This is a genomic window from Azospirillum sp. B2RO_4 (assembly GCF_051124815.1).
GTDB lineage: Bacteria > Pseudomonadota > Alphaproteobacteria > Azospirillales > Azospirillaceae > Azospirillum.
Genome location: NZ_CP118488.1, coordinates 411702 through 433181 on the forward strand (window position 1 = coordinate 411702; position 21480 = coordinate 433181).

Consider the following 21480-nt stretch of genomic DNA (forward strand, 5'->3'; position numbering starts at 1 on the left):
ATCCGCTCAACCACCTCCAACCACAATGCCGCAACCTTTTCCCCTTGCCCCACTCATTAATATATTAGTATATTTAACCCACCGCCCGCGCCTGCCTCCGATGCACCGGGCCCCGATCTTCAGCTCCCGTAAGGATGCCAAGTCATGCGTTCCCTGACCCGTGACCAGCTTGCCGGTGGCGCGTTCGACGTCGCCCACACCGATGGCGCTCCGACCCTGCCCGTGACCATCCTCCAGGTCGGCGACGGCAATTTCCTGCGCGGCTTCGTCGATTGGATGGTCGATGTCGCCAACGGCCAGGGGCTGACCAAAGCCGGTGTCGCCATCGCCCAGCCGCTGGACCAGGGCATCGCCCCGCTGCTGAAGGCGCAGGACAACCTCTACACCGTCCTGCTGCGCGGCATCGAGAACGGGCGGGAGGTCGAATCCCGCCGGGTCGTCTCCTGCGTCTCGGAAGCGCTGAACCCCTACGCCGACTGGGCGCGCATGGTCGAGTTGGCCTCGTCCCCGGCGCTCCGCTTCTTCGTCTCCAACACCACCGAGGCCGGCATCGCCGACCGCGAGGAGGCCTATGCCCCCGGCGCCTGTCCGGACAGCTTCCCGGCCAAGGTCGCGGCCCTGCTGCACGCCCGTTACACGGCGTTGGGCGGCACCGCCGACAGCGGTCTGGTCTTCCTGCCCTGCGAGCTGATCGAGGCCAACGGCACCAACCTGAAGCGCATCGTGCTGGCCCACGCCAAGCGCTGGGGCCTGGAACCCGGCTTCGCCGACTGGGTGGAGACGCACAATCACTTCCTGAACACGCTGGTCGACCGCATCGTCCCCGGCTATCCGAAGGACGAGGCAGCCGCCCTCGGCGCCAAGTGGGGCTACGAGGACAAGCTGGCCGTCGCCGCCGAGCCCTTCCATGTCTGGGTGATCGAAGGTCCGGCCCATCTGGCCGACGAACTGCCGCTGCACAAGGCCGGCCTCAACGTGGTGTGGACCGACGACCTGCAGCCCTACCGCACCCGCAAGGTCCGCATCCTGAACGGCGCCCACACCGCCAGCGCGCTGGCCGCCTATTGCGCCGGTCTCGACACCGTCAAGTCGATGATGGACGACCCGACCGTCTCCGCCTACCTGAACAAAGTCATGTTCGAGGAGATCGTCCCCTACGTCCCGCTGCCGGAGGCGGAGCGCCAGGACTACGCCCGCACCATCATGGAGCGGTTCGGCAACCCCTATATCCGGCATGAGTTGATCTCGATCACGCTGAACTCGGTGTCGAAGTGGCAGGTGCGCGTCCTGCCCAGCCTGAAGGATGCGGTCGTCCGCAACGGCTCGGCCCCGGCCGGCCTGTCCTTCTCGCTGGCGGCATTGCTGCGCTTCTACCGCGGCTTTATCATCGACGGCGCCTATACCGGCGAACGCGCGGCCGGGTCCTACCCGATCAGCGACAATGCCGACGTGGTCGCCGCCATGAGCGCCGCCTGGGCCGCCAACGCAGATGATCCAAAGGCCCTGGTCGACGCCGTCCTGTCCGACGCGCGCCTGTGGAAGGAGGACCTGACCGCCATCCCCGGCCTTGCCGCGCGGGTGGCCGACAGCCTCGCCGCCATCGAGGCGAAGGGCATGAAGGCCGCCATGGCGGAACTGGTTGCCGGCTGATCCGGCTGCCGTGACAGGGAGGCGGGGCGTGTCCATCCGGATGCGCCCCGCCGGGCATGACATCGATGACACCCATTCTGACCCGGCGGATCGCCGAACTGGAACTTGATGCGGCCGTGCTGCGCCATCGCCTGCTGCATATCCCGCTCGCGCTGCAAGAGGATTGCGGTCTGCAGGCCTGCCATAGGATCATCGGCCGCGAAGCGCTGACCCTGTTCCGGGCCGTCCGGCAGGAGACGCGCGACGATGACGACGAATGCGACCGTGCGCTCTGCCGGATCGAGGCCGCCTACCAGCTCGTTCACGACGCGATCGAGTCCCTGGCCGTCCTTGCGCTCGCCGAGTTGCCGACGCGGCACTGACCGGCCCCCGGGAAGCGCAAGGCCCCCTGATGCGTGAGGAAGACCGACGATGCAGACGATCGAAACACGGAAGCGGACGCGCCGCGGCACCCAGCGGGTGACGATGACCGACGTGGCCGCCGCCGCCGACGTGTCGCCCAGCACCGTCTCGCTCTTTCTCCGCCGGCCGGAATCGGTGTCGCGCCACCTCGCCGAACGCATCGCGCGGGTGATCGACGAGATGGGTTATGTGCCCAATCTGGTCGCTGGTAGCCTCGCCGCCGCGCGCAGCCGCACCGTCGGCGTCATCCTGCCGTCGATCCTGAACTCCTTCTTCGCCGAGACCTACAACACGCTCCAGGGCATGTTCCAGGCCGCGCATTACCAGACCCTGCTGGGCGTCAGCGAGTTCAGTCCGGAGGAGGAGGAAAGCCTGATCCGCGCCTTCCTCGCCTGGTCGCCGGCGGCGATGGTGGTGACCGGTTTCCACCACACCGAACGGACCCGCGCCATGCTGGCCTCCTGCGGCGTGCCGGTGGTGGAGATGTGGGACATGCCCGGCCATCCCGGCGAAGCGGTCAACATCAGCGTCGGCTTCTCGCATTTCGAGGTCGGCCGCCTGCAGACCAGCCACCTCTACGACCAGGGCAGCCGCAAGGTCGCCTATATCGGCGCCGCCGCCAGCCAGGACCTGCGCGTGCGCAGCCGCACCGACGGCTATGAGGCGGAGGTGATGCGCCGCGGCCTGCACGAACCCATCGACTTCACCGTCCCCGACGCCGCGACGACGGAGGTCGGCCGTTGGCTGATCGACGAGATCCTGACCCGCCATCCCGACATCGACGGCGTGGTGTGTTCCAACGACGCGCTGGCGCTGGGCGTGCTGTTCGAGGTCACCCGCCGCGACCTGCGCGTGCCCGACGATCTGGCGGTGGTGGGCTTCGGCGATCTGCCCTTCAGCAACTCCTGCCCGCCGCCGCTGACCACCGTCCGCCCGCCCCAGCGCGAGATCGGCCGGCTCAGCGCCACCCAGATCCTGGCGGCATTGGATGGAGTCCGCGTGACGCCGAAGCACCACAACCTGGACTGCGAGCTGGTGATCCGCGGCAGCACCCGTCCGCTCAGGAACGGGTAGAGAAGGTCAGTTCACCCCATGGGCGTGTTTGGTTGACGATGTTTGTTATCATTCGGATAATGACCATCAACAAACACAACCATTGACCCAGGGTGGACAGGCTCATGCTGCTCGGACTGCAGTCATCCCGCCGCAATTTCCTTGTCGGTGCCGGCCGTTTCGCCGGTGCGGCCGCCGCGGTCCGGCTGATGCCGGGCTCCGCGCTGGCGGCGGAGGCGGGCGGGGGGCTTTGCCCGCCGCCGTCGGCCTGGTCCGATCTGGCGAAGGCGGTGAAGGGCGGGGTGCTGCGGCCGGAGGATCCGTTCTTCGCCGATGTCTGCCGCCCCAACAACCTGCGCTACGGCGCCACCCTGCCGGCCGGCATCGCCCGCTGCGCCAGCGCGACCGACGTCCAGGCCTGCATCAAGTGGGTGAAGGAGCAGGCCATGCCCTTCGCCGTGCGCTCCGGCGGGCACAATTACGCCGGCTTCTCCACCACGCCCGGCCTGCTGGTCGACATGACGCTGATGGCGGGGGCTGAGCCGGTGGCGGGCTCCGACGGGCTGGTCCGGGTGCTGGGCGGCACGCTGAACTCCAACGTCTACAAGCAGATGGAGCGGCTGGGCCGCACCATCACGCACGGGCGCTGCGATTCGGTCGGTGCGGCCGGCTTCCTGCTCGGCGGCGGCATCGGTTTCAACATGCGCAAGTTCGGCATGGCGTCCGACCTGCTGCGCGCGACGGAGTTGGTGACGGCCGACGGCAGCCACGTCAAGGCCGATGCCACCACCGAATCCGCGCTCTATTGGGCCTGCCGCGGCGGTGCCGGCGGCAATTTCGGCATCAACACCTCCTTCACCCTGGAGACCCGCCCGGCGGAGCCGGTGACGGTGTTCAATCTGGTCTGGTCCAAGGATCTGCCGAAGGTTCTGAAGCTCCTGCTGACCGAACTGGCGGCGGCCCCCGACGAGTTCGGCAGCAAGATCAGCGTCACCATTCCCAGCTGGCAGCAGCGTTGCGCGAACGCGCCGCTCAAGCTGTCGATCCTCGGCCAGCTGCACAAATCCAACCTGACGCTGAAAGACATCTTCAAATCCACCTGGGAATTGATCGACAAGAGCCAGTCGCAGATCGAAGAAAATGTTCCCTACTGGACGGGTCAGGACTTCCTGACCGAAACGACCTTCCCCTACTACTACCAGGAAAAATCCAGCTACATGAAGGCGGCGGACATCGGCGACGAGGCGATCGCCGCGATGTTCGACTGGGCGGCGAAGATGCCTGCCACATCAATGCCGGTGTCTTTCAAGTTCTTCCAGGTCGGCGGCGCCATCAACCGCGTCGGCCCGACCGAGACCGCCTATGTCCACCGCGGCTATGACTGGCTGTTCACGGTCGAGGCCAACTGGTGGCGGCCGACGGATTCCGTCCTGCTGATCGAGCAGGCGCTGGAGTGGCAGCAGCGCTTCTATGACGACGTCAACCGCCGCACCAGGGCGCAGGGCGCCTTCCAGAACTTTCCCGACCCGTCGCTGGCCGACTGGCAGCGGGCCTATTACGGCGAGAACCTCGCCAAGCTGTCCCAGGTGAAGAAGGCGGTCGATCCGACCATGCTCTTCACCTTCGCCCAGGCGATCCGCCCGGCGTAATCACGGCAGGACGGCTGCGGGTTCAATCCGCCCGCAGCCCCCGCGCCTGGAACTGCCCCCGCACCCGCTCCACCAGTTCGCGCGAGGGCGGTTCGGTGTCGGTCAGCGTGTATTTGCGCCCCAATGCCTTCCACTTATGCTCGCCCATCTTGTGGAAGGGCAGCACGTCGACCCGGTCGACCACGCCCAGCCCGGCGACGAACTCCGCCAGCCCGTCGATCTCGGCCGCGTCGTCGGTCAGGTTGGGGACCAGCACATAGCGCAGCCAGATGCGCTTGTTCATTCCGGCCAGCCGTTCGGCGAACTCCAGCGTCGGGCGCAGCGGAACGCCGGTCAGGTGGCGGTAGGTCTTTTCGGAAAACGCCTTGATGTCGAGAAGGACGAGATCGACGTCCTCCAGCAGATGGTCGTCGGCATGGTTGCCGAGGAAGCCGGAGGTGTCGAGCGCGGTGTGCATGCCCAGCGCCTTCGCCCCGCGCAGGATGGCGGCGGCGAATTCCGGCTGCACCAGCGGTTCGCCGCCGCTCAGCGTCAGCCCACCATGGGCGCGTTTCAGAAATTCCGCATAGAGCGCGATGTCTTCGAGGACTTCGGTCGAGGTCGTCCGCGTCCCGTCATGCATGTGCTGGGTGTCGGGATTGTGGCAGTACAGGCAGCGCAGCGGGCAACCCGACATGAACAGCACATAGCGGATTCCCGGCCCATCCACCGTGCCGCCGGTCTCGACCGAATGGATCCAGCCGGAAACCGGGCCGGGGCGTGCTTGGGGGAGGGGGGGTGTCATAAGTCAGGGTCCGATTTCAAAACTCTTTGCGCACAGAATCCCCCTCTCCCCCCCGGGGAGAGGGCCGGGGTGAGGGGGATGCACATGCCGTACTTTCTTGAGAATCCTCGCCGCGCGCCCCCCTCACCCTAACCCTCTCCCCCCGGGGAGAGGGGATTTTCGCCTGGGGGCAGGAGGGAACCCCCTCAATGCTTGTCGTGGAACGTCCGGCTGATGACATCCAGCTGCTGCTCGCGCGTCAGCTTGATGAAGTTCACCGCGTAACCGGACACCCGGATGGTCAGCTGCGGATACAGCTCCGGATGGTCCATGGCGTGCAGCAGCGTTTCGCGGTCGAAGACGTTGACGTTGATGTGGTGGCCGCCCTGGTGGGCATAGCCGTCCAGCATGCCGACCAGATTGCTCACCCGCTCGTCTTCCGTCCGGCCGAGAGCGCCGGGGACGATGGTGAAGGTGTAGCTGATGCCGTCCTGCGCGTGCGAATAGGGCAGCTTCGCCACGCTGGCCATCGACGCGATGGCGCCCTTCCGGTCCCGCCCATGCATCGGGTTGGCACCCGGCGCAAAGGGCTGGCCGGCCTTGCGGCCGTCCGGCGTGTTGCCGGTCTTCTTGCCGTAGACGACGTTCGACGTGATCGTCAGCACCGATTGCGTCGGCATCGCGTTCCGGTAGGGCTTCTGCTTGCGCAGCGCCGTCATGAAGCGCTCGACCGCCCACACCGCGATGTCATCCACCCGGGCGTCGTTGTTGCCGAAGGCCGGATAGTCGCCTTCGATCTCGAAGTCGGTGGCGAGGCCGCTGGCGTCGCGGATGACCTTCACCTTGGCATGCTTGATCGCCGACAGGCTGTCCGCCACCACGCTCAGGCCGGCGATGCCGCAGGCCATGGTGCGCAGGATGTCGCGGTCGTGCAGCGCCATCTCCATCCGCTCGTACATGTACTTGTCGTGCATGTAGTGGATGGCGTTCAGCGCGTTCATATAGACCTTGGCCAGCCACTCCATCATCGGCTCGAAGCGGGCCATGACTTCGTCATAGTCCAGCACGTCGCCGGTGATCGGGGCGAAGGCAGGGCCGATCTGCTCGCCCGAAACCTCGTCCTTGCCGCCGTTGATGGCGTACATCAGCGTCTTGGCCAGATTGGCGCGGGCACCGAAGAACTGCATCTGCTTGCCGATGCGCATCGCCGACACGCAGCAGGCGATGCCGTAATCGTCGCCCCAATAGCCGCGCATCAGGTCGTCGTTCTCGTACTGGACCGAGCAGGTCTTGATCGAGGTGTCGGCGCAGAAGCGCTTGAAGCCGTCCGGCAGCTTCTCCGACCACAGGACCGTCAGGTTCGGTTCCGGCGCCGGACCCAGGTTGTGCAGGGTCTGCAGCATGCGGAAGTTGGTCTTGCTGACCAGCGTCCGGCCGTCCAGCCCCATGCCGCCCAGGCATTCCGTGACCCAGGTCGGGTCGCCCGAGAACAGCTGGTCATATTCCGGCGTGCGCAGGAAACGGACCATGCGCAGCTTCATCACGAAATGGTCGATCATCTCCTGGGCTTCCGCCTCGGTGATGACGCCGTCGCGCAGATCCCGCTCGATGTAGATGTCGAGGAAGCTGGACACGCGGCCCAGCGACATCGCCGCACCGTTGGCTTCCTTCACCGCGGCGAGATAGGCCAGATAGGTCCACTGCACCGCTTCCCGCGCCGTCGCGGCCGGCCGCTTGACGTCGAAGCCGTAGGAGGCGGCCATCTCGACCAACTCCTTCAGCGCGCGGATCTGTTCGGAGATCTCCTCGCGCAGGCGCAGGACGTCCTCGTCGATCCGGCTGACCTCCAGCGAGGCGAGCTGGGTCTTCTTGTCCTTGATCAGGAAATCGGCGCCGTAGAGCGCCAGCCGGCGATAGTCGCCGATGATGCGGCCACGGCCATAGGCGTCGGGCAGGCCGGTGATGACACCGGACTTGCGGCAGCGCAGCATCTCGGGCGTGTAGACATCGAACACGCCGTCATTGTGCGTCTTGCGCAGCGACGGGAACACCTCCTCCAGCTTGGGCGACGGGGTGTAGCCGTAGGCCTCCAGCCCGGTCTTGACCATGCGCCAGCCGCCGAACGGCATGATCGCGCGCTTCAGCGGCTTGTCGGTCTGCAGGCCGACGATGACCTCAAGCTCGCGGTCGATATAGCCGGCGGCATGTGAGGTGATGGAGGCGAAGACTTCGGTGTCGGCGTCCAGAACGCCGCCCTTGGCGGCGCGTTCCTGCTTCAGCAGGTCGGTGACCTTGGCGAACAGCGCGGTGGTGCGGGCGGTGGGACCGGCGACGAAGCCGGCGTCGCCTTCATAGGGGCACAGGTTGCGCTGGATGAAATCGCGGACGTCGACCGAGCGGCGCCAGACGCCCGGGGCGAAACCGCGCCAGGGGTCGGCGGCGGACTGCTGCTCCGTAGTCTGGGCAAGTCCGTCCATCAGCAGGGTGTCCATGATGACTCCTCAGAGATTCAGACGTCGGCGCGGATCATAGGCCGTGTCGGCAGTCTCGTGGTGCCCGCGAACCGGCGGGGCGATTGGAAGCATAGGCGCAATGGGCGCCGGATTCGTTGATACACGTCATATTTTCAGGCCGGGCGGTGGACGGCGGATGCCAAGGATGGATGCCGTGGTTTGCGCCCGTTCTGTAGTTTTACTACATACTCTCGGACGGGCATCCGGACAAGGCAAACCGGCTCGACATTTTGTCGCAGGGCAAGGCTCAGCGGGTTGGAAAGGCTCGGAAAGGACGCCGCTGCCGGGCGACGGAATCGGTCGTTCGCAGCGCTGTATATGTAGCTTTGCTACATGTGCTAGGCTGACCCGCAATCAGAAGGGAGAGCCCCCAAATGCTGGCGAGAATCGCCGCCGTCCGCGACCAGATCCGGCCTTCGGAACGCAAGCTTGCCGACTATGCGATGGCCCATCCCGGCGACGTCATCAACCTGTCGATGGCCGAACTGGCCGACCGGGTCGGGGTGAGCGAGCCGACGGTGGCGCGTTTCTGCGCGGCTCTCGGCTGCCGCGGCTTCCGGGAGTTCAAGATCAAGCTGGCGCAGGACATCGCCGGCGGCATGCCCTTCCTGCACCAGGACCTGTCCGCGGGTCTGGGACTGGAGGCCGACGGCGGGATAGCCGGGACGGTGCCGGGGTCGGTTCTGGCCGGCAAGCTGTTCGACCGCACCATCGCCACGCTGATGCAGGTGCGCAACAATCTGCCGGCCGAGGCGGTGGACCGCGCCGCCGATGTCCTGGCCGCGGCGCGGCGTATCGAGTTCTACGGCTCCGGCAATTCCGGCACGGTGGCGGAGGATATCCAGCGCAAGTTCTTCCGGCTGGGCATGCCGACGGTCGCCTACACCGACTCCCACGTCTATTTCGCCTCCGCCCTGACGCTGGCGAAGGGCGATGCGGTGATCGCGGTGTCCAGCACCGGCCGCACCCGCGACATCCTCGACGCGGTGCGGAACGCCCGCAAGGCCGGCGCCGACGTTGTGGCGCTGACCCGCTCCGGCTCGCCGCTGGCGGAGATGGCGACGGTCAGCCTGGTCGCCGACATCGCCGACGATTTCGACATCCATTCGCCGATGACCGTCCGCATCGCCCATCTGGTGCTGGGCGACATCCTGTCGATCGCCGTGGCCCTGCGCATGGGCGACACGTTGCAGGAACGGCTGAAACGCCACGACCGCGCCGTGGACGCCCATGTTTCGGAGGCCGTGTCTGAAACGGTGTCGGCACGGACCGGCGATAGTTAAGACAGGTCAGAGGTTCATGGGGCAGGGCCGCAGGCAGCGTCCCTTTCAACAAATACGCCAGAAAGGACGAAAGTCCTGTAAAATCCGGCGGTTCCCACCCGCATGCGGAGGCCGGTCAGATGGAACAGCGGCAGGAATCATGTTTCACGACGTTCCATCCACCCGACGTTCTTCCCATCGGAAGGGCGGAGCGTTGCAACATGGAACGACAGCCGGGATCCTGTTCCACGCTGTTCCATCCGCCCGGCCGTCCACCCTGTCGAGTGGTAGCCTCACCGGCTGCCCGGCAGCGTCGCCCCGCCGCGGGCGTAGACCTGGATCGGACGGCAATCCTCGTCCAGCGTGACCACCAGGGAGCCGGGCTGGTCCTTCAGATAGACCCAGGCGTCCCAGCGGACGATGGCGTCGCGGAATTCGTCGCGGTAGAGGCCGTAACTCAGGCCGCGGATATCGCCGGCCGGAACATGCATCCCCGTCAGCACCGCCGCGGTCTGCGGGTTGCACTCGCCCGCGGAGTAGCGTTCCAGCGCGCTCAGCACCGCCGGGTCGGGCTGCGCCACCGGCGGGGGGGAGATGACGGCGGCGCAGGCCGAGACCAGAAGGGTCAGCGCACCGGCCGCGCCAGCGGCGGCAATCTTCGGCGTGTTCATGGAGGACACCACGGTTTCTATTCGTCTTTCCGGAAATATGGGCGCCGGCCAGGGTGGCGTCGACTGCACGTTCGGCAAGCCTCCTGCGTCATGTTCGCCGACCTGCCGCCGTCGCGGTGCGCCGCCCTTGCCTCCCGCCCGCCTTTGGCGCAAGAGGTGACGGGAGAAAGTCCCTGCACCGTTCACGCTGCGGAGCAAGCCCCCATGAGCACCGATCAGATAAGCACCGATCAGATGAGCACCGATCAGACCGCCACCGCCTTCACCCCGACCTGCGACCTGTTCGACCGTTTCAAGGACGATGCCCGCTATGTCCTGCCGGGCTTCCGCGACTTCGGCGCCGTCACCCGCTTCACCGGCGAGGTCGTCACCGTGAAGTGCCTGGAGGACAATTCCCGCGTGAAGGAACTGCTCGCCACCCCCGGCGCCGGCCGCGTCCTGGTGGTCGATGGCGCCGGCAGCCTGCGCTGTGCCCTGATGGGCGACATGATCGCCGCATCGGCCGTCAAGAACGGCTGGGCCGGTGTGGTGATCTGGGGCTGCGTCCGCGACGTGGCCGAACTGGCGACCCTGCCGCTCGGCATCAAGGCGCTGGCGTCGATCCCGCGCGCCTCCACCCGCCGCGACCAGGGGCTGGTCGATGTGCCGGTCGAACTGCCCGGTGCGGCGGTCCGCCCCGGCGACATCCTGTTCGCCGACGAGGACGGCATCGTCCTGCTGACGCCGGAGCAGGCCGCCGCGTTGAAGTAAAGCGGGGTTGGCAAAGTGGTCATACCAAGCGCCGGTAATACCAGTGCAAAAAGAATGGCTGCTTCGACCTGCCCGCTTCACGTAAGCGGGGCGCCCCCTTGCACTTTCATTTAAGCGGGCATATAAACCCGACCTGAGTTCAAGCGGGCCGTCTCACGGTTCCCATCCAAGGGCCGGCCTTTCATTTATGAGGAACCCTGCCGTGCTCGAAGCCTATCGCCAGCACGCGGCCGAACGCGCCGCCCTCGGAATCCCGGCCCTGCCCCTCACCGCGAAGCAGACGTCGGAGCTGATCGACCTGCTGAAGGCCCCGCCGGCGGGCGAGGAGGCCTTCCTCCTCGACCTCATCACCCACCGCGTTCCGGCCGGCGTCGACGATGCCGCCCGCGTCAAGGCCGGCTTCCTGGCCGCCGTCGCCAAGGGCAACGACAGCTCGCCGCTGATCTCCAAGGTCAAGGCCACCGAACTGCTGGGCACCATGCTCGGCGGCTTCAACGTCCAGCCGCTGATCGACCTGCTGTCGGACGCCGAATGCGGCGCCGCCGCCGCGGAAGGCCTGAAGAAGACCCTGCTGGTCTTCGACTTCTTCCACGACGTCAAGGAGCTGGCCGACAAGGGCAACGCCAACGCCAAGGCGGTGCTGCAGTCCTGGGCCGATGCCGAGTGGTTCACCTCGCGTCCGGAAGTCCCGGCGTCGATGACCCTGACCGTCTTCAAGGTGTCGGGCGAGACCAACACCGACGACCTGTCGCCGGCCCCCGATGCCTGGAGCCGCCCGGACATCCCGCTGCACGCGCTGGCGATGCTGAAGAACCCGCGTCCGGGCATCGAGGCCGACGAGCCGGGCCAGCGCGGCCCGACCAAGCAGTTGGAAGCGCTGAAGCAGAAGGGCAACCTGATCGCCTATGTCGGCGACGTGGTCGGCACCGGCTCCTCGCGCAAGTCCGCCACCAACTCGGTGCTGTGGTTCACGGGCGAGGACATTCCGTTCGTTCCGAACAAGCGCTTCGGCGGCGTCTGCCTGGGCACCAAGATCGCCCCGATCTTCTACAACACCATGGAAGACGCCGGCGCCCTGCCCATCGAGCTGGACGTCAACCAGATGGAGATGGGCGACGTCATCGAGCTGCGCCCGTATGAAGGCAAGGCGCTGAAGAACGGCGAGGTCATCGCCGAGTTCACCGTGAAGTCGGAAGTGATCTTCGACGAGGTGCGTGCCGGCGGCCGTATCCCGCTGATCATCGGCCGTGGCCTGACCGCCCGCGCCCGCGAGGCGCTGGGTCTGGCCCCGTCGACCCTGTTCCGCCAGCCGGCCGCCCCGGCCGACACCGGCAAGGGCTTCACGCTTGCCCAGAAGATGGTCGGCCGCGCCTGTGGCCTGCCGGAAGGCAAGGGCGTCCGTCCGGGCACCTATTGCGAGCCGAAGATGACCACGGTCGGGTCGCAGGACACCACCGGCCCGATGACCCGCGACGAGCTGAAGGACCTGGCCTGCCTGGGCTTCTCGGCCGACCTCGTGATGCAGTCCTTCTGCCACACCGCCGCTTATCCGAAGCTGGTGGACGTGAAGATGCACCACGAGCTGCCGGACTTCATCTCCACCCGCGGCGGCGTCGCGCTGCGTCCGGGCGACGGCGTCATCCACTCCTGGCTGAACCGCCTGCTGCTGCCGGACACCGTCGGCACCGGCGGCGACAGCCACACCCGCTTCCCGATCGGCATCAGCTTCCCGGCCGGTTCCGGTCTGGTCGCTTTCGCCGCCGCCACCGGCGTCATGCCGCTGGACATGCCGGAATCGGTGCTGGTCCGTTTCAAGGGCGAAATGCAGCCGGGCGTCACCCTGCGTGACCTCGTCAACGCCATCCCGCTCTACGCGATCAAGGCCGGCCTGCTGACGGTCGAGAAGAAGGGCAAGAAGAACATCTTCTCCGGCCGCGTTCTGGAGATCGAGGGTCTGCCGGATCTGAAGGTCGAGCAGGCGTTCGAGCTGTCCGACGCCTCGGCCGAGCGTTCGGCGGCTGGCTGCACCGTGCAGCTCAGCAAGGAGCCGATCATCGAGTACATGACCTCCAACATCACGCTGATGAAGTGGATGATCGCCAACGGGTACGCCGACGCGCGCACCCTGGAGCGCCGCATCAAGGCGATGGAGGCGTGGATCGCCGATCCGCAGTTGCTGAAGCCCGATGCCGACGCCGAGTATGCCGCGGTGATCGAGATCGATCTGGCCGACATCAAGGAGCCGATCCTGGCCTGCCCGAACGACCCGGACGACGTGAAGACGCTGTCCGAGGTCGCCGGCGACAAGATCGACGAGGTGTTCATCGGTTCCTGCATGACCAACATCGGCCACTTCCGCGCCGCGGGGAAGATCCTGAACGGCAAGTCGGACATCCCGACCCGCCTGTGGATCGCCCCGCCGACGAAGATGGACGCGATGATGCTGACCGAGGAAGGCTATTACGCCACTCTCGGCAAGGCCGGCGCCCGCATGGAGATGCCGGGCTGCTCGCTGTGCATGGGCAACCAGGCGCAGGTCCGCAAGGGGTCTACCGCCATCTCGACCTCGACCCGCAACTTCCCGAACCGTCTGGGCATCGACACCCGCGTCTACCTGTCGTCGGCCGAACTGGCTGCCGTCGCGGCGCTGCTGGGCAAGATCCCGACCAACGAGGAGTATCTGGCCCAGGTCGGCGTGGTGAACAAGGCCGCTGCCGACGTCTACCGCTACATGAACTTCGACCAGATCCCGGCTTTCCAGGAAGTCGCGGACAAGGTCGCCGTGCCGGCGTAATAGCCGTATAGAGCGACAAAGATAGAAAACCCCGCCGGATCGCTCCGGCGGGGTTTTCTTTTGGTGAGTGCTTTTGAAACGTCGGTGTGACTTACGGCATGAACTGGCCGCCGTTCACGTCCAGGATTTGCCCGGTGATGTAGCCCGAGCAGGCGTGGGAGGCGAAGAACAGGAAGGTCGGCGCGCATTCCTCCGGCTTGCCGAAGCGGCCCATCGGGATCCCGGTCGATATGCGGGCCTTGGCGGCTTCGTCCTTGTCGGCATGGAAAGCGGTATCGAAGGTACCCGGCGACACCGTGTTGAAGCGGATGCCCTCCTTGGTGTGGAAGGCGACCCAGTTCTTCTGGATGTTGTGCAGCCACGCCTTGGCCGCCCCATACAGCCCGGCGCCCGGCCCGCCGCCGGTGTATCCGGCGACCGATCCGACCAGGATCACCGATGCGGTCTGCCCGCTGTCCTTCGCCGACTGCCGCAGATGGGGCAGGGCGTGCTTGGTGGTCATCAGCGCGGAACGGGCGTTGAGGTCGGTCACTGCGTCGAAGAACTCGTCGTCGATCTCCTCCAGCGGCTTGCGGGCAACCAGCCCGCCGGCATTGTTGATCAGCACGTCGATGCCGCCGAACCGCTCGACGAAGGCATCCACCACCGCCTTGCAGGTGGCGCTGTCGCTCAGGTCGCCGGCGAAGAAGGCCGCCTCGCCGCCTGCCTGCTCCATCGCGGCCAGGGTGGAGCCGAGATCGGCCGGCGCCTTACGGCCGTTGATGCCGACCTTGGCGCCGCAGCGGGCGAATGCCCGGGCCGCGGCCAGCCCGATCCCCTGCGTCGAGCCGGTGATGAGGACGCGGCGGCCCTTCAGATCGTCGAACATGAAAAGGTTCCTTATTGTCAGGCTTGATTCAGGGGACCGGCGGCGCCGGGCCGGCGGCTCTCCACCCGGTGCGCGCGCCAGCGCTTCACCAGCGGCAGCAGCAGGGTCAGGATGGCGACCGACAGCAGCACGACGGTGATCGGACGGGTGTAGAGGAAGTCATAGCTTCCTCCCGACAGCGACAGCGCCCGCCGGAAATTGGCCTCCGCCATCGGCCCCATGATCAGTGCCAGCACCACCGGGGACGCCGGGAAGTCCCACTTCTGCATGAAGTATCCCGCAACACCCGCCGCCAGCATGATCCCGATGTCGAACAGGCTGTTGTTGATGGCATAGGTGCCGACAATGCAGAGGACCAGGATCACCGGCGTCAGCACCGACTTCGGCATCTGCAGGACCCGGCCCATGAAGCGCAGGGAGGCCAGCCCGACCACCAGCATGGCGAGGTAACAGAACAGCATGCCGGCAAACAGGGTGAACACCAGATCCGCATGGTCCTTCAACAGCAGCGGTCCAGGCTGCAATCCCTGCAGCGTCAGGGCGCCGAGCATCACCGCGGTCACCGCATCGCCCGGAATGCCCAGCGTCAGCATGGTCAGCAGCGCGCCGCCGGTGCAGCCGTTGGCACCGGCTTCGCACGCGGCGACACCGGCCAATTCGCCCTTGCCGAAATTCTCCGGCGTCCGGCTGAACCGCTTGGCCTCGTTATAGGCGACATAGGCGGCGATATCGGCGCCGGCGCCCGGAATGATGCCGATCACGATGCCGAGGCCGGAGGAACGCGCCACCGTGCCGAGGATCCGGCGGAAGGTCGGCCAATCCGGCAGGATGCGGCCCAACGCCGCCGCCATGCCCAGGCGGACCTTCGGATCCTCCAGCGTCTTGAAGGCTTCGGCCGCGGCGAACAGGCCGATCATCACGGGGATGAAGGGGACGTTGAACAGCTCGGTATAGCCACCGGTGAAGCGGGGAAATCCGTCCATCGGGTCCATGCCGACGGTCGCGATCAGCAGCCCCAGGAAGCCGGCGATCAGGCCCTTGATGACCGAGCGGCCGGAGATGCTGGCGATGATGCTCAACCCGAAGACGGCCAGCGCGAAGCTCTCCGGCGCACTGAACTCAAGGGCGAAGCCGGCCAGGATCGGGGCCATGAAGATCAGCACGATGATGCTGGCGGTTCCGCCCAGGAAGGAGGACAGCGTCGCCGTGCCGAGCGCCACCCCGGCCATGCCTTTCCTGGTCAGTTCGAACCCGTCCATCGCCGTGGCCGCCGCCGCGGGGGTGCCGGGAATGCGCAGCAGGATCGCCGTCACCGACCCGCCATAGACGCCGCCGAAGAAGACGCCGGAAATCATCAGCAGACCGGATACCGGGTCCATGCCGAAGGTGAAGGGTAGCAGGATGGCAACGCCCATGGTCGCGGTCAGGCCGGGCAGGGCACCGATGACGATGCCCAGCGCCACGCCGACGAGGGCGAGCAGCAAAGCCAGCGGGTTGGAGGCCAGCGTGGCGAAGCCGCCCATCAGAAGGTCGAGTTCATGCATGGCGGCTGTCTCCCACCGGGCAGGGGGTGGCGACGGAGTGGGGAACGGGGGTCATTCGAACAGGCTCCCCACCGGCAGCGGCACCTGCAGCACATAATGGAAGACGCCATAGATCAGCGCGGTCACTCCGACCGCGAGCACCGGATTCCAGACCGGGCTGCGCTGTCCCATCAACGCCATGATGACCGCCATGTAGACGGCGGTGGCCGGGCCATAGCCGACATGCTCCATCGCTGCGATGCAGGCGGCGGTCGCCAGCATGCCCAGCGCGACACCGGCATAGCCGGCAATGCCGACCCGCGTCTGCCCATCGGCGGCGGGGGCGGTGGGGGCGCGCAGCGTATTGGCGATCAGGATCAGGCACAGCAGGATCAGCGCGCCGGAATGAATGATCGGGAAGCGCGCGGCGCCGACATCGGCGGCGAGCATGCTTTTCGGAAAGTCGGAGGTCGCGACGATGGCCGACGCGGCGATCGCGATCAGCACCACGGAGATCACCAGATTCGCGATCTTCGTCGTCAAGGGTATGGCGTCGCTGGATTCATCGCTGGAGCCGGGGCGTTCGCTCCCGGCGGGCGGGTTGCTCATGGTCCGGTCTCCTCAACCGACAAGGCGACCCCGGCGGCACGCCGCCGGGGCCTGTTCGGTCAGGCGTTACTTCGCCATGCCAAGCTTGGTCATCATGCCCTTGAAGAAGGCGTTGTCCTTCTGCATGACCTGACCGAACTCGGGGCCATCGGCATAGGCCCAGGTCAGGTTCATCTTGGCAAGCTGGTCGCGGAAGCCCTGGTCCTCAGCGGCTGCCTTGCTGGCGGTGCGCAGGGTTTCGACGACCGCGGCCGGGGTCTTCTTCGGCACGACGATGCCGCGCCAAGTGGCGACGGTCAGGTCGATGCCCTTCTCCTTCAGCGTGGGCACGTCGGGGAAGGCCTTCTGGCGCTGGTCGGCCATGACGGCCAGCATGCGCAGCTGGCCGGCGGCGAGCTGGCTCGACACCTCGGCCGGGCTGACCGAAACTGCCTCGATATGGCCGCCCAGCAGCGAGGTCACGGCCGGATTGGCGCCGTCGAAGGGCACATGGTTGAAGGTGGTGCCGGTCTTATCCGCCAGCGCTTCGGCCGCAAGGTGCCAGATGGCGCCGGTCCCGGAGTTGCCGATGCGCACCTTGCCGGGGTTGGTCTTGGCGTAGTCCAGGAACTCCTCGAAGGTCTTCCAGGGTGAGTCGGCCTTGACGGTGATCGCGCTCGGCTCCGCGTTCAGGCGGGCGACCGGGGTGAAATCGTCCACAGTGAAGCGGGCGACGCCCATATGCGGCAGCAGGGTGATCTCGACCGTGCCCATGCCGATCTTATAGCCGTCGGGACGGGCGGCCATGATCTCGGTTAGGCCGACGGCACCGCCGCCACCGGTCTTGTTGACCACGCCGATCGGTTGCGGCAGGTGCTTCTTCGCCGCGTCGGCGAAGGCGCGGGCGACAAGGTCGGTGCCGCCGCCTGCCGCGTAAGGGACGATCAGCTCGATCGGCTTCGTCGGATAGTCGGCGGCAAATGCCGTACCGGGCAGGGTCGCGCTGGCGGCGATCAGCACGCCCGCGGACAGGCCGACCGTCAGTGCACGGCGGGAAAGGCGAGTGGTGACCTTCATGGGATTCCCTCTGTGGTGCGCCGGCGTGTACGCCGGTCGTTGGGTGGTGAAAATGGAAAGCGAAGTCAGCGGCCGGCGGTCCCCTCCGCCCAAGCCTGGGCGAAGCGGGCGGCGCGGTCGGCCAGGTCCGTCACCGGCAGGCCGGGGCTGTAGAGGGCGGAGCCAAGGCCGAAGCCGGCCGCACCCGCCGCGCGATAGGGCTGCATGGTATCGGGCGTGATGCCGCCGACGGGGAGCAGCCGCACGCTGTGCGGAACCACCGCGCGCAGAGCCTTCACCACCGTCGGGGTGATCTGCTCCGCCGGGAACAGCTTCAACGCATCGGCGCCGGCGGCGAGCGCCGCGAAAGCCTCCGTCGCCGTGGCGATGCCGGGAACGCAGATCATCGACCGCGACTTGGCGGCGCGGATGACCGCGGTGTCCGCGTGTGGCATCACCACCAGATCGGCGCCGATGGCGGCCAACCGGTCGACCTGATCCAGCGCCAGGACCGTCCCGGCCCCGACCAGAGCATCCCGCGGCAGGGCGCGGCGGATGGCCTCGATGCTGTCGAACGGATCGGGCGAGTTCAGCGGCACCTCGATCAACCGGAAGCCGGCGTCATAGAGCGCATTGGCCGCAGGCACAGCCTCCACCGGGGTGAGGCCGCGCAGGATCGCGACCAGCGGCAGGGCGGCGAAGGCGGCATCGGCGCGGGCGGTAAGCGAAAGCTCTGTCATGGTGCGCTCTTGATGCTGGAGGGCGTGGCGGATGCGGAGGTCAGAAGTCCGGCCGCGGCGGCGAACTGGAACAGGCCACGAGGTGCGGTGTTGCCAAGTTGTGCGGCGGGCGTGGCGCCGAAGGCGGCAAGGCCGCGGCTGTAGCGGTGGCAAAGCGCTGGATCGCCGATCAGCAGCAGCGGCGTGCCGGCCGGCATTCCCGCCAGAAGAGCCAGTCCGGAGCGCAACTCGTGCCCGATCAGCAGGCCCGACAGGTAGTGGGCCAGCGCTTCCGACGGCAGGCGTTTGGTCAGCCCCAGCGTGCGGGTGGCGAACAGCTGATGCGGCAGGTCGCCCGGCCCGGCCGATTGCGCGGCCCGTATGCCGATGGAGAAGGCCGCCTCCTCATCCTCCGGCGTCGCGTCGACCCCGGCCGGCATCAGGCGGCCGAGCAGCGAGTGGGATTTCAGGACCGCGAACAGTTCGCCCGTCATGTAGGTGGAAAAGCCGGCGATGCGGCCGTCGGCGACCTGGACCCACTTTGAATGGGTGCCGGGCATTGCGACGCAGGCATTGCGTGCCCAACCGGCATTCTCGGCCAGCGCGCCGGCGATCTGGATCTCTTCACCCCGCATCACGTCGGGAATCGCCTTGTCGGAAACGGTGCCGTCGGGATCGTGCAGGACGCCCGGCGCGATCAGGATCCCGCGGCCGGCCGCCGTCTCGACCCATGCCGCCTTGTCGGCCAGCGTCGTCGCGTCGGCCGGCGTGGTGACATAGGGCGCCTCGACCCAACCCTGGGCGCTGCCGACCATGCCGCCGGCCACCACCGGCAGGGCAGGATGGGCGTCCAGCCAATCGCCGCACAGTCCGGTCAGTGCCGCATCGAAACCCGCGGCGCCGGGCTGCGGCAAGTTCTGGATGCCGTGCCCGTTCGACCGCTCCGCCAGAATGCGGGCGGAGCCGTCCAGCAGGAAGCCACGCAGGCTCGACGTGCCCCAATCCAGCGCGATCAGCGCAGGGCGGTGGGTGGTCGTTCCGGCAGAGGAGGTCACGGTGTGGTCCATCCCAGATCCTTGGATATTGCCTCGGCCGTCGCGCGGACCAGCGGTCCCAGCGTCGTCATGCGGACTTCGGGCATGTAGGGGACGGCGCTGGCGACGCTGACCGCCGCCACCACCAGATTCCGGCCGTCACGCACCGGTGCGGCGACGCAGCGGATGCCGAGTTCGTTCTCTTCCAGATCCATCGCCCAACCCTGGGCGACGTATCGGGTCAACTGTTCCTGGAACACCGGCCAGTCGGCCGGACGCGGCCGGCCGACTGGCGACTCTGCCGGGCAGGTCAGCGCATGGAGCGCCTGCCATCGCGCCGGCGGCATCCCCAGCATCAGCGCCTTGCCCAGTCCGGTCGAGGCGAGCGGCATGCGCTGTCCAGTGCGGGACCGCATTTCCAGCCCGCGGGTACCGGGAATCTTGTCGAGGTAGAACACCTCGCCATTCTCCTCGACGCCGAGATGGACGGTGTCGCCGGTGGTCTCGGCCAAGGCCTCGATGTGCGGGCGGGCGATGGCGACCAGCGGACGCTGCTCCAGCGCCTTCATGCCGAGTTGGATCAGTTTGGGACCCAGCAGATAACCCTTGTAGGGGATGTGGTGGAGATACCCCTCCGCCACCAGACTGGAGAGCATGCGGTTGGTGGTGCTGCGCGGGGTGCCGAGCCGCGCTGCGATCCCCTTCACATCGCCGATGCCTGCCGCCACGCATTCCAGCAGCGCAAGTCCGCGCAGCAGGGTCTGCGTTCCGGTGCCCTGGGTCTTTGCGGCGTCAGCCTCCTGCTCCGTCGCTGCCATCGCCGTGCTCATGGTTTGTTTGACTACCATTGATTTCTCCGATGCTGGCGCACGTATCGAAGTGTGTCAAATAATTTTGTATGATTCCAAATAGTGGGACATTTGTGGTGGCGGCGAACGGTCGCGGCTTCCTTCGGAGCGCTGCGAAACCCATGATCGCGCTTTCAAAATCCTGTCGTATCGGTCAGAAAAGGAAACATGCCGGGACCGGCGGACATGGTCCCCTACAAAACAGCAATCCTGGGAGAACCAACCATGCGTCTCACCGTCCTTTCCTTCGTCAGCGCGACGGCGCTGCTGGCCGGCTTCGGCACGGCGCAGGCCGACATCGTGATCGGACTCGGCACGGCGACCACGGGACCTGTGGCTGCGCTGGGCGAGCAGTCGGTGTATGGCGCCAAGCAGGCGGTCGCGGACATCAACGCCAAGGGCGGCGTGCTGGGCCAGAAGCTGGTGCTGAAGGTGGGCGACGATGCCTGCGACCCGCGGCAGGCGGTGGCTGTTGCCAACCAGTTCGTGCGCGATCAGGTCACGGCCGTGGTCGGCCATCTCTGCTCCGGCGCCAGCATCCCGGCGGCCGATGTCTATCAGGAGGAGGGCGTGGTGATGGTCAGCCCAACCGCCACTAACCCGCTGCTGACCGCCAAGGGCTATCCGACCATCTTCCGCGTCTGCGGTCGTGACGACCAGCAGGGCGTGGTTGCCGGCAACTATCTTGCCCAGCACTTCAAGGGCAAGAACATCGCGGTCCTGGACGACAAGCAGGCCTATGGCAAGGGGCTGGCCGACGTTGTGGTGGAGACACTGGAGAAGGCCGGCGGAAAGGTCGCCTATCGCGGTTCGGTCACGGCCGGTGAGAAGGACTTCTCGGCGCTGATCACCAGCCTGAAGGACAAGAACATCGATGCCGTCTATTACGGCGGTTACCATCCGGAACTGGGTCTGATCGTCCGTCAGGCGCAGGAGCAGGGGCTGAAGCCGCAGTTCATCGCCGGCGACGGCCTGAACAACCAGGAATACTGGTCGATCACCGGTCCGGCCGGCGAGGGCACGCTCTACACCGACAGCCCGTCGGCGGCCAGCGATCCCAAGGCGCAGGAACTGATCGCCTCCTTCAAGAAGGCTGGTCTGCCGGAACCGGGCAACTTCGCCTTCTACAGCTACGCCGCGGTCCAGGTCATCGCCGAGGGTCTGCAGAAGTCCGGCAGCGCCGACAGCGGCAAGCTGGCGAAGACCCTGCATGCCAACAGCTTCGACACCGTCGTCGGCCAGATCGAATTCGACAAGAAGGGTGACATCGTCAAGCCGAACTACGTCATGTATGTCTGGAGCAACGGTCAGCCCAAGATGATTGCCCAGAAGTAACG

General features: G+C 66.8%; 18 protein-coding genes. 8 read left to right on the top strand and 10 right to left on the bottom strand.

The genetic code is table 11. The features are described from left to right. Nucleotides 1–144: 144 nt before the first annotated feature. From PWS46_RS22505 to PWS46_RS22520, 4 genes are all read left to right on the top strand, one after another. Complete coding sequence (locus PWS46_RS22505; RefSeq protein ID WP_434623085.1) at nucleotides 145–1650, top strand: tagaturonate reductase; 1506 nt, start codon at nucleotides 145–147, stop codon at nucleotides 1648–1650. 65 nt (nucleotides 1651–1715) lie between these two features. Then, nucleotides 1716–2012, top strand: a complete 297-nt coding sequence (locus tag PWS46_RS22510) for a hypothetical protein (protein WP_434623086.1) — start codon at nucleotides 1716–1718, stop codon at nucleotides 2010–2012. A gap of 49 nt (nucleotides 2013–2061) precedes the next feature. Beyond that, a complete protein-coding gene (locus tag PWS46_RS22515; protein ID WP_434623088.1) occupies nucleotides 2062–3126 on the top strand; it encodes a LacI family DNA-binding transcriptional regulator in 1065 nt (354 codons plus the stop codon). Nucleotides 3127–3230: 104 nt separating this feature from the next. Continuing rightward, entirely contained in the window at nucleotides 3231–4754 is a 1524-nt protein-coding gene (locus tag PWS46_RS22520) for an FAD-binding oxidoreductase (RefSeq protein ID WP_434623089.1), read from the top strand. A 22-nt stretch (nucleotides 4755–4776) separates the two neighbouring features. Here the strand turns inward: PWS46_RS22520 and pflA are convergent, their stop codons facing one another. Continuing rightward, complete coding sequence (gene pflA, locus PWS46_RS22525) at nucleotides 4777–5538, bottom strand: pyruvate formate-lyase-activating protein (RefSeq protein WP_434623090.1); 762 nt, start codon at nucleotides 5536–5538, stop codon at nucleotides 4777–4779. Nucleotides 5539–5723: 185 nt separating this feature from the next. Then, on the bottom strand, nucleotides 5724–8009 hold the full coding sequence (pflB, locus tag PWS46_RS22530) for a formate C-acetyltransferase (RefSeq protein ID WP_434623091.1): 2286 nt from the start codon (nucleotides 8007–8009) through the stop codon (nucleotides 5724–5726). A 395-nt stretch (nucleotides 8010–8404) separates the two neighbouring features. Between pflB and PWS46_RS22535 the strand changes: the two genes are divergently transcribed. Continuing rightward, nucleotides 8405–9313 carry a MurR/RpiR family transcriptional regulator gene (locus PWS46_RS22535; protein WP_434623092.1) on the top strand — a complete coding sequence of 303 codons (909 nt, stop codon included), beginning with the start codon at nucleotides 8405–8407 and terminating at the stop codon, nucleotides 9311–9313. Between the two features lie 272 nt (nucleotides 9314–9585). On the opposite strand, the gene PWS46_RS22540 is transcribed toward PWS46_RS22535, so the two are convergent. Further along, a complete protein-coding gene (locus PWS46_RS22540) occupies nucleotides 9586–9963 on the bottom strand; it encodes a hypothetical protein (protein ID WP_434623093.1) in 378 nt (125 codons plus the stop codon). Between the two features lie 204 nt (nucleotides 9964–10167). Here PWS46_RS22540 and rraA point away from each other — a divergent pair, with 204 nt between their 5' ends. Together rraA and acnB are read left to right on the top strand one after the other, a co-directional pair. Continuing rightward, a complete protein-coding gene (rraA, locus tag PWS46_RS22545) occupies nucleotides 10168–10713 on the top strand; it encodes a ribonuclease E activity regulator RraA (RefSeq protein ID WP_434623094.1) in 546 nt (181 codons plus the stop codon). Nucleotides 10714–10915: 202 nt separating this feature from the next. Beyond that, a complete protein-coding gene (gene acnB, locus PWS46_RS22550) occupies nucleotides 10916–13507 on the top strand; it encodes a bifunctional aconitate hydratase 2/2-methylisocitrate dehydratase (RefSeq protein ID WP_434623095.1) in 2592 nt (863 codons plus the stop codon). Between the two features lie 91 nt (nucleotides 13508–13598). Here the strand turns inward: acnB and PWS46_RS22555 are convergent, their stop codons facing one another. The 7 genes from PWS46_RS22555 to PWS46_RS22585 form a co-directional block, all read right to left on the bottom strand. Beyond that, nucleotides 13599–14375 carry an SDR family NAD(P)-dependent oxidoreductase gene (locus PWS46_RS22555; protein ID WP_434623096.1) on the bottom strand — a complete coding sequence of 259 codons (777 nt, stop codon included), beginning with the start codon at nucleotides 14373–14375 and terminating at the stop codon, nucleotides 13599–13601. A 17-nt stretch (nucleotides 14376–14392) separates the two neighbouring features. Continuing rightward, complete coding sequence (locus PWS46_RS22560) at nucleotides 14393–15919, bottom strand: tripartite tricarboxylate transporter permease (protein ID WP_434623097.1); 1527 nt, start codon at nucleotides 15917–15919, stop codon at nucleotides 14393–14395. 51 nt (nucleotides 15920–15970) lie between these two features. Further along, a complete protein-coding gene (locus PWS46_RS22565; RefSeq protein WP_434623099.1) occupies nucleotides 15971–16507 on the bottom strand; it encodes a tripartite tricarboxylate transporter TctB family protein in 537 nt (178 codons plus the stop codon). A gap of 66 nt (nucleotides 16508–16573) precedes the next feature. Then, on the bottom strand, nucleotides 16574–17563 hold the full coding sequence (locus PWS46_RS22570; protein ID WP_434623100.1) for a tripartite tricarboxylate transporter substrate binding protein: 990 nt from the start codon (nucleotides 17561–17563) through the stop codon (nucleotides 16574–16576). Between the two features lie 65 nt (nucleotides 17564–17628). Beyond that, nucleotides 17629–18282, bottom strand: a complete 654-nt coding sequence (locus PWS46_RS22575) for a 2-dehydro-3-deoxy-6-phosphogalactonate aldolase (RefSeq protein ID WP_434623101.1) — start codon at nucleotides 18280–18282, stop codon at nucleotides 17629–17631. Further along, a complete protein-coding gene (locus PWS46_RS22580; RefSeq protein WP_434623102.1) occupies nucleotides 18279–19328 on the bottom strand; it encodes a 2-dehydro-3-deoxygalactonokinase in 1050 nt (349 codons plus the stop codon). Before PWS46_RS22580 ends, PWS46_RS22575 begins: the two co-directional genes overlap by 4 nt. Further along, nucleotides 19313–20143 carry an IclR family transcriptional regulator gene (locus PWS46_RS22585; RefSeq protein ID WP_434623103.1) on the bottom strand — a complete coding sequence of 277 codons (831 nt, stop codon included), beginning with the start codon at nucleotides 20141–20143 and terminating at the stop codon, nucleotides 19313–19315. The genes PWS46_RS22580 and PWS46_RS22585 overlap by 16 nt, the downstream gene beginning before the upstream one ends. Before the next feature lie 225 nt (nucleotides 20144–20368). Between PWS46_RS22585 and PWS46_RS22590 the strand changes: the two genes are divergently transcribed. Next, nucleotides 20369–21478: a branched-chain amino acid ABC transporter substrate-binding protein gene (locus tag PWS46_RS22590; protein WP_434623104.1), complete on the top strand. Its 1110-nt coding sequence runs from the start codon at nucleotides 20369–20371 to the stop codon at nucleotides 21476–21478. Nucleotides 21479–21480 lie beyond the last annotated feature (2 nt).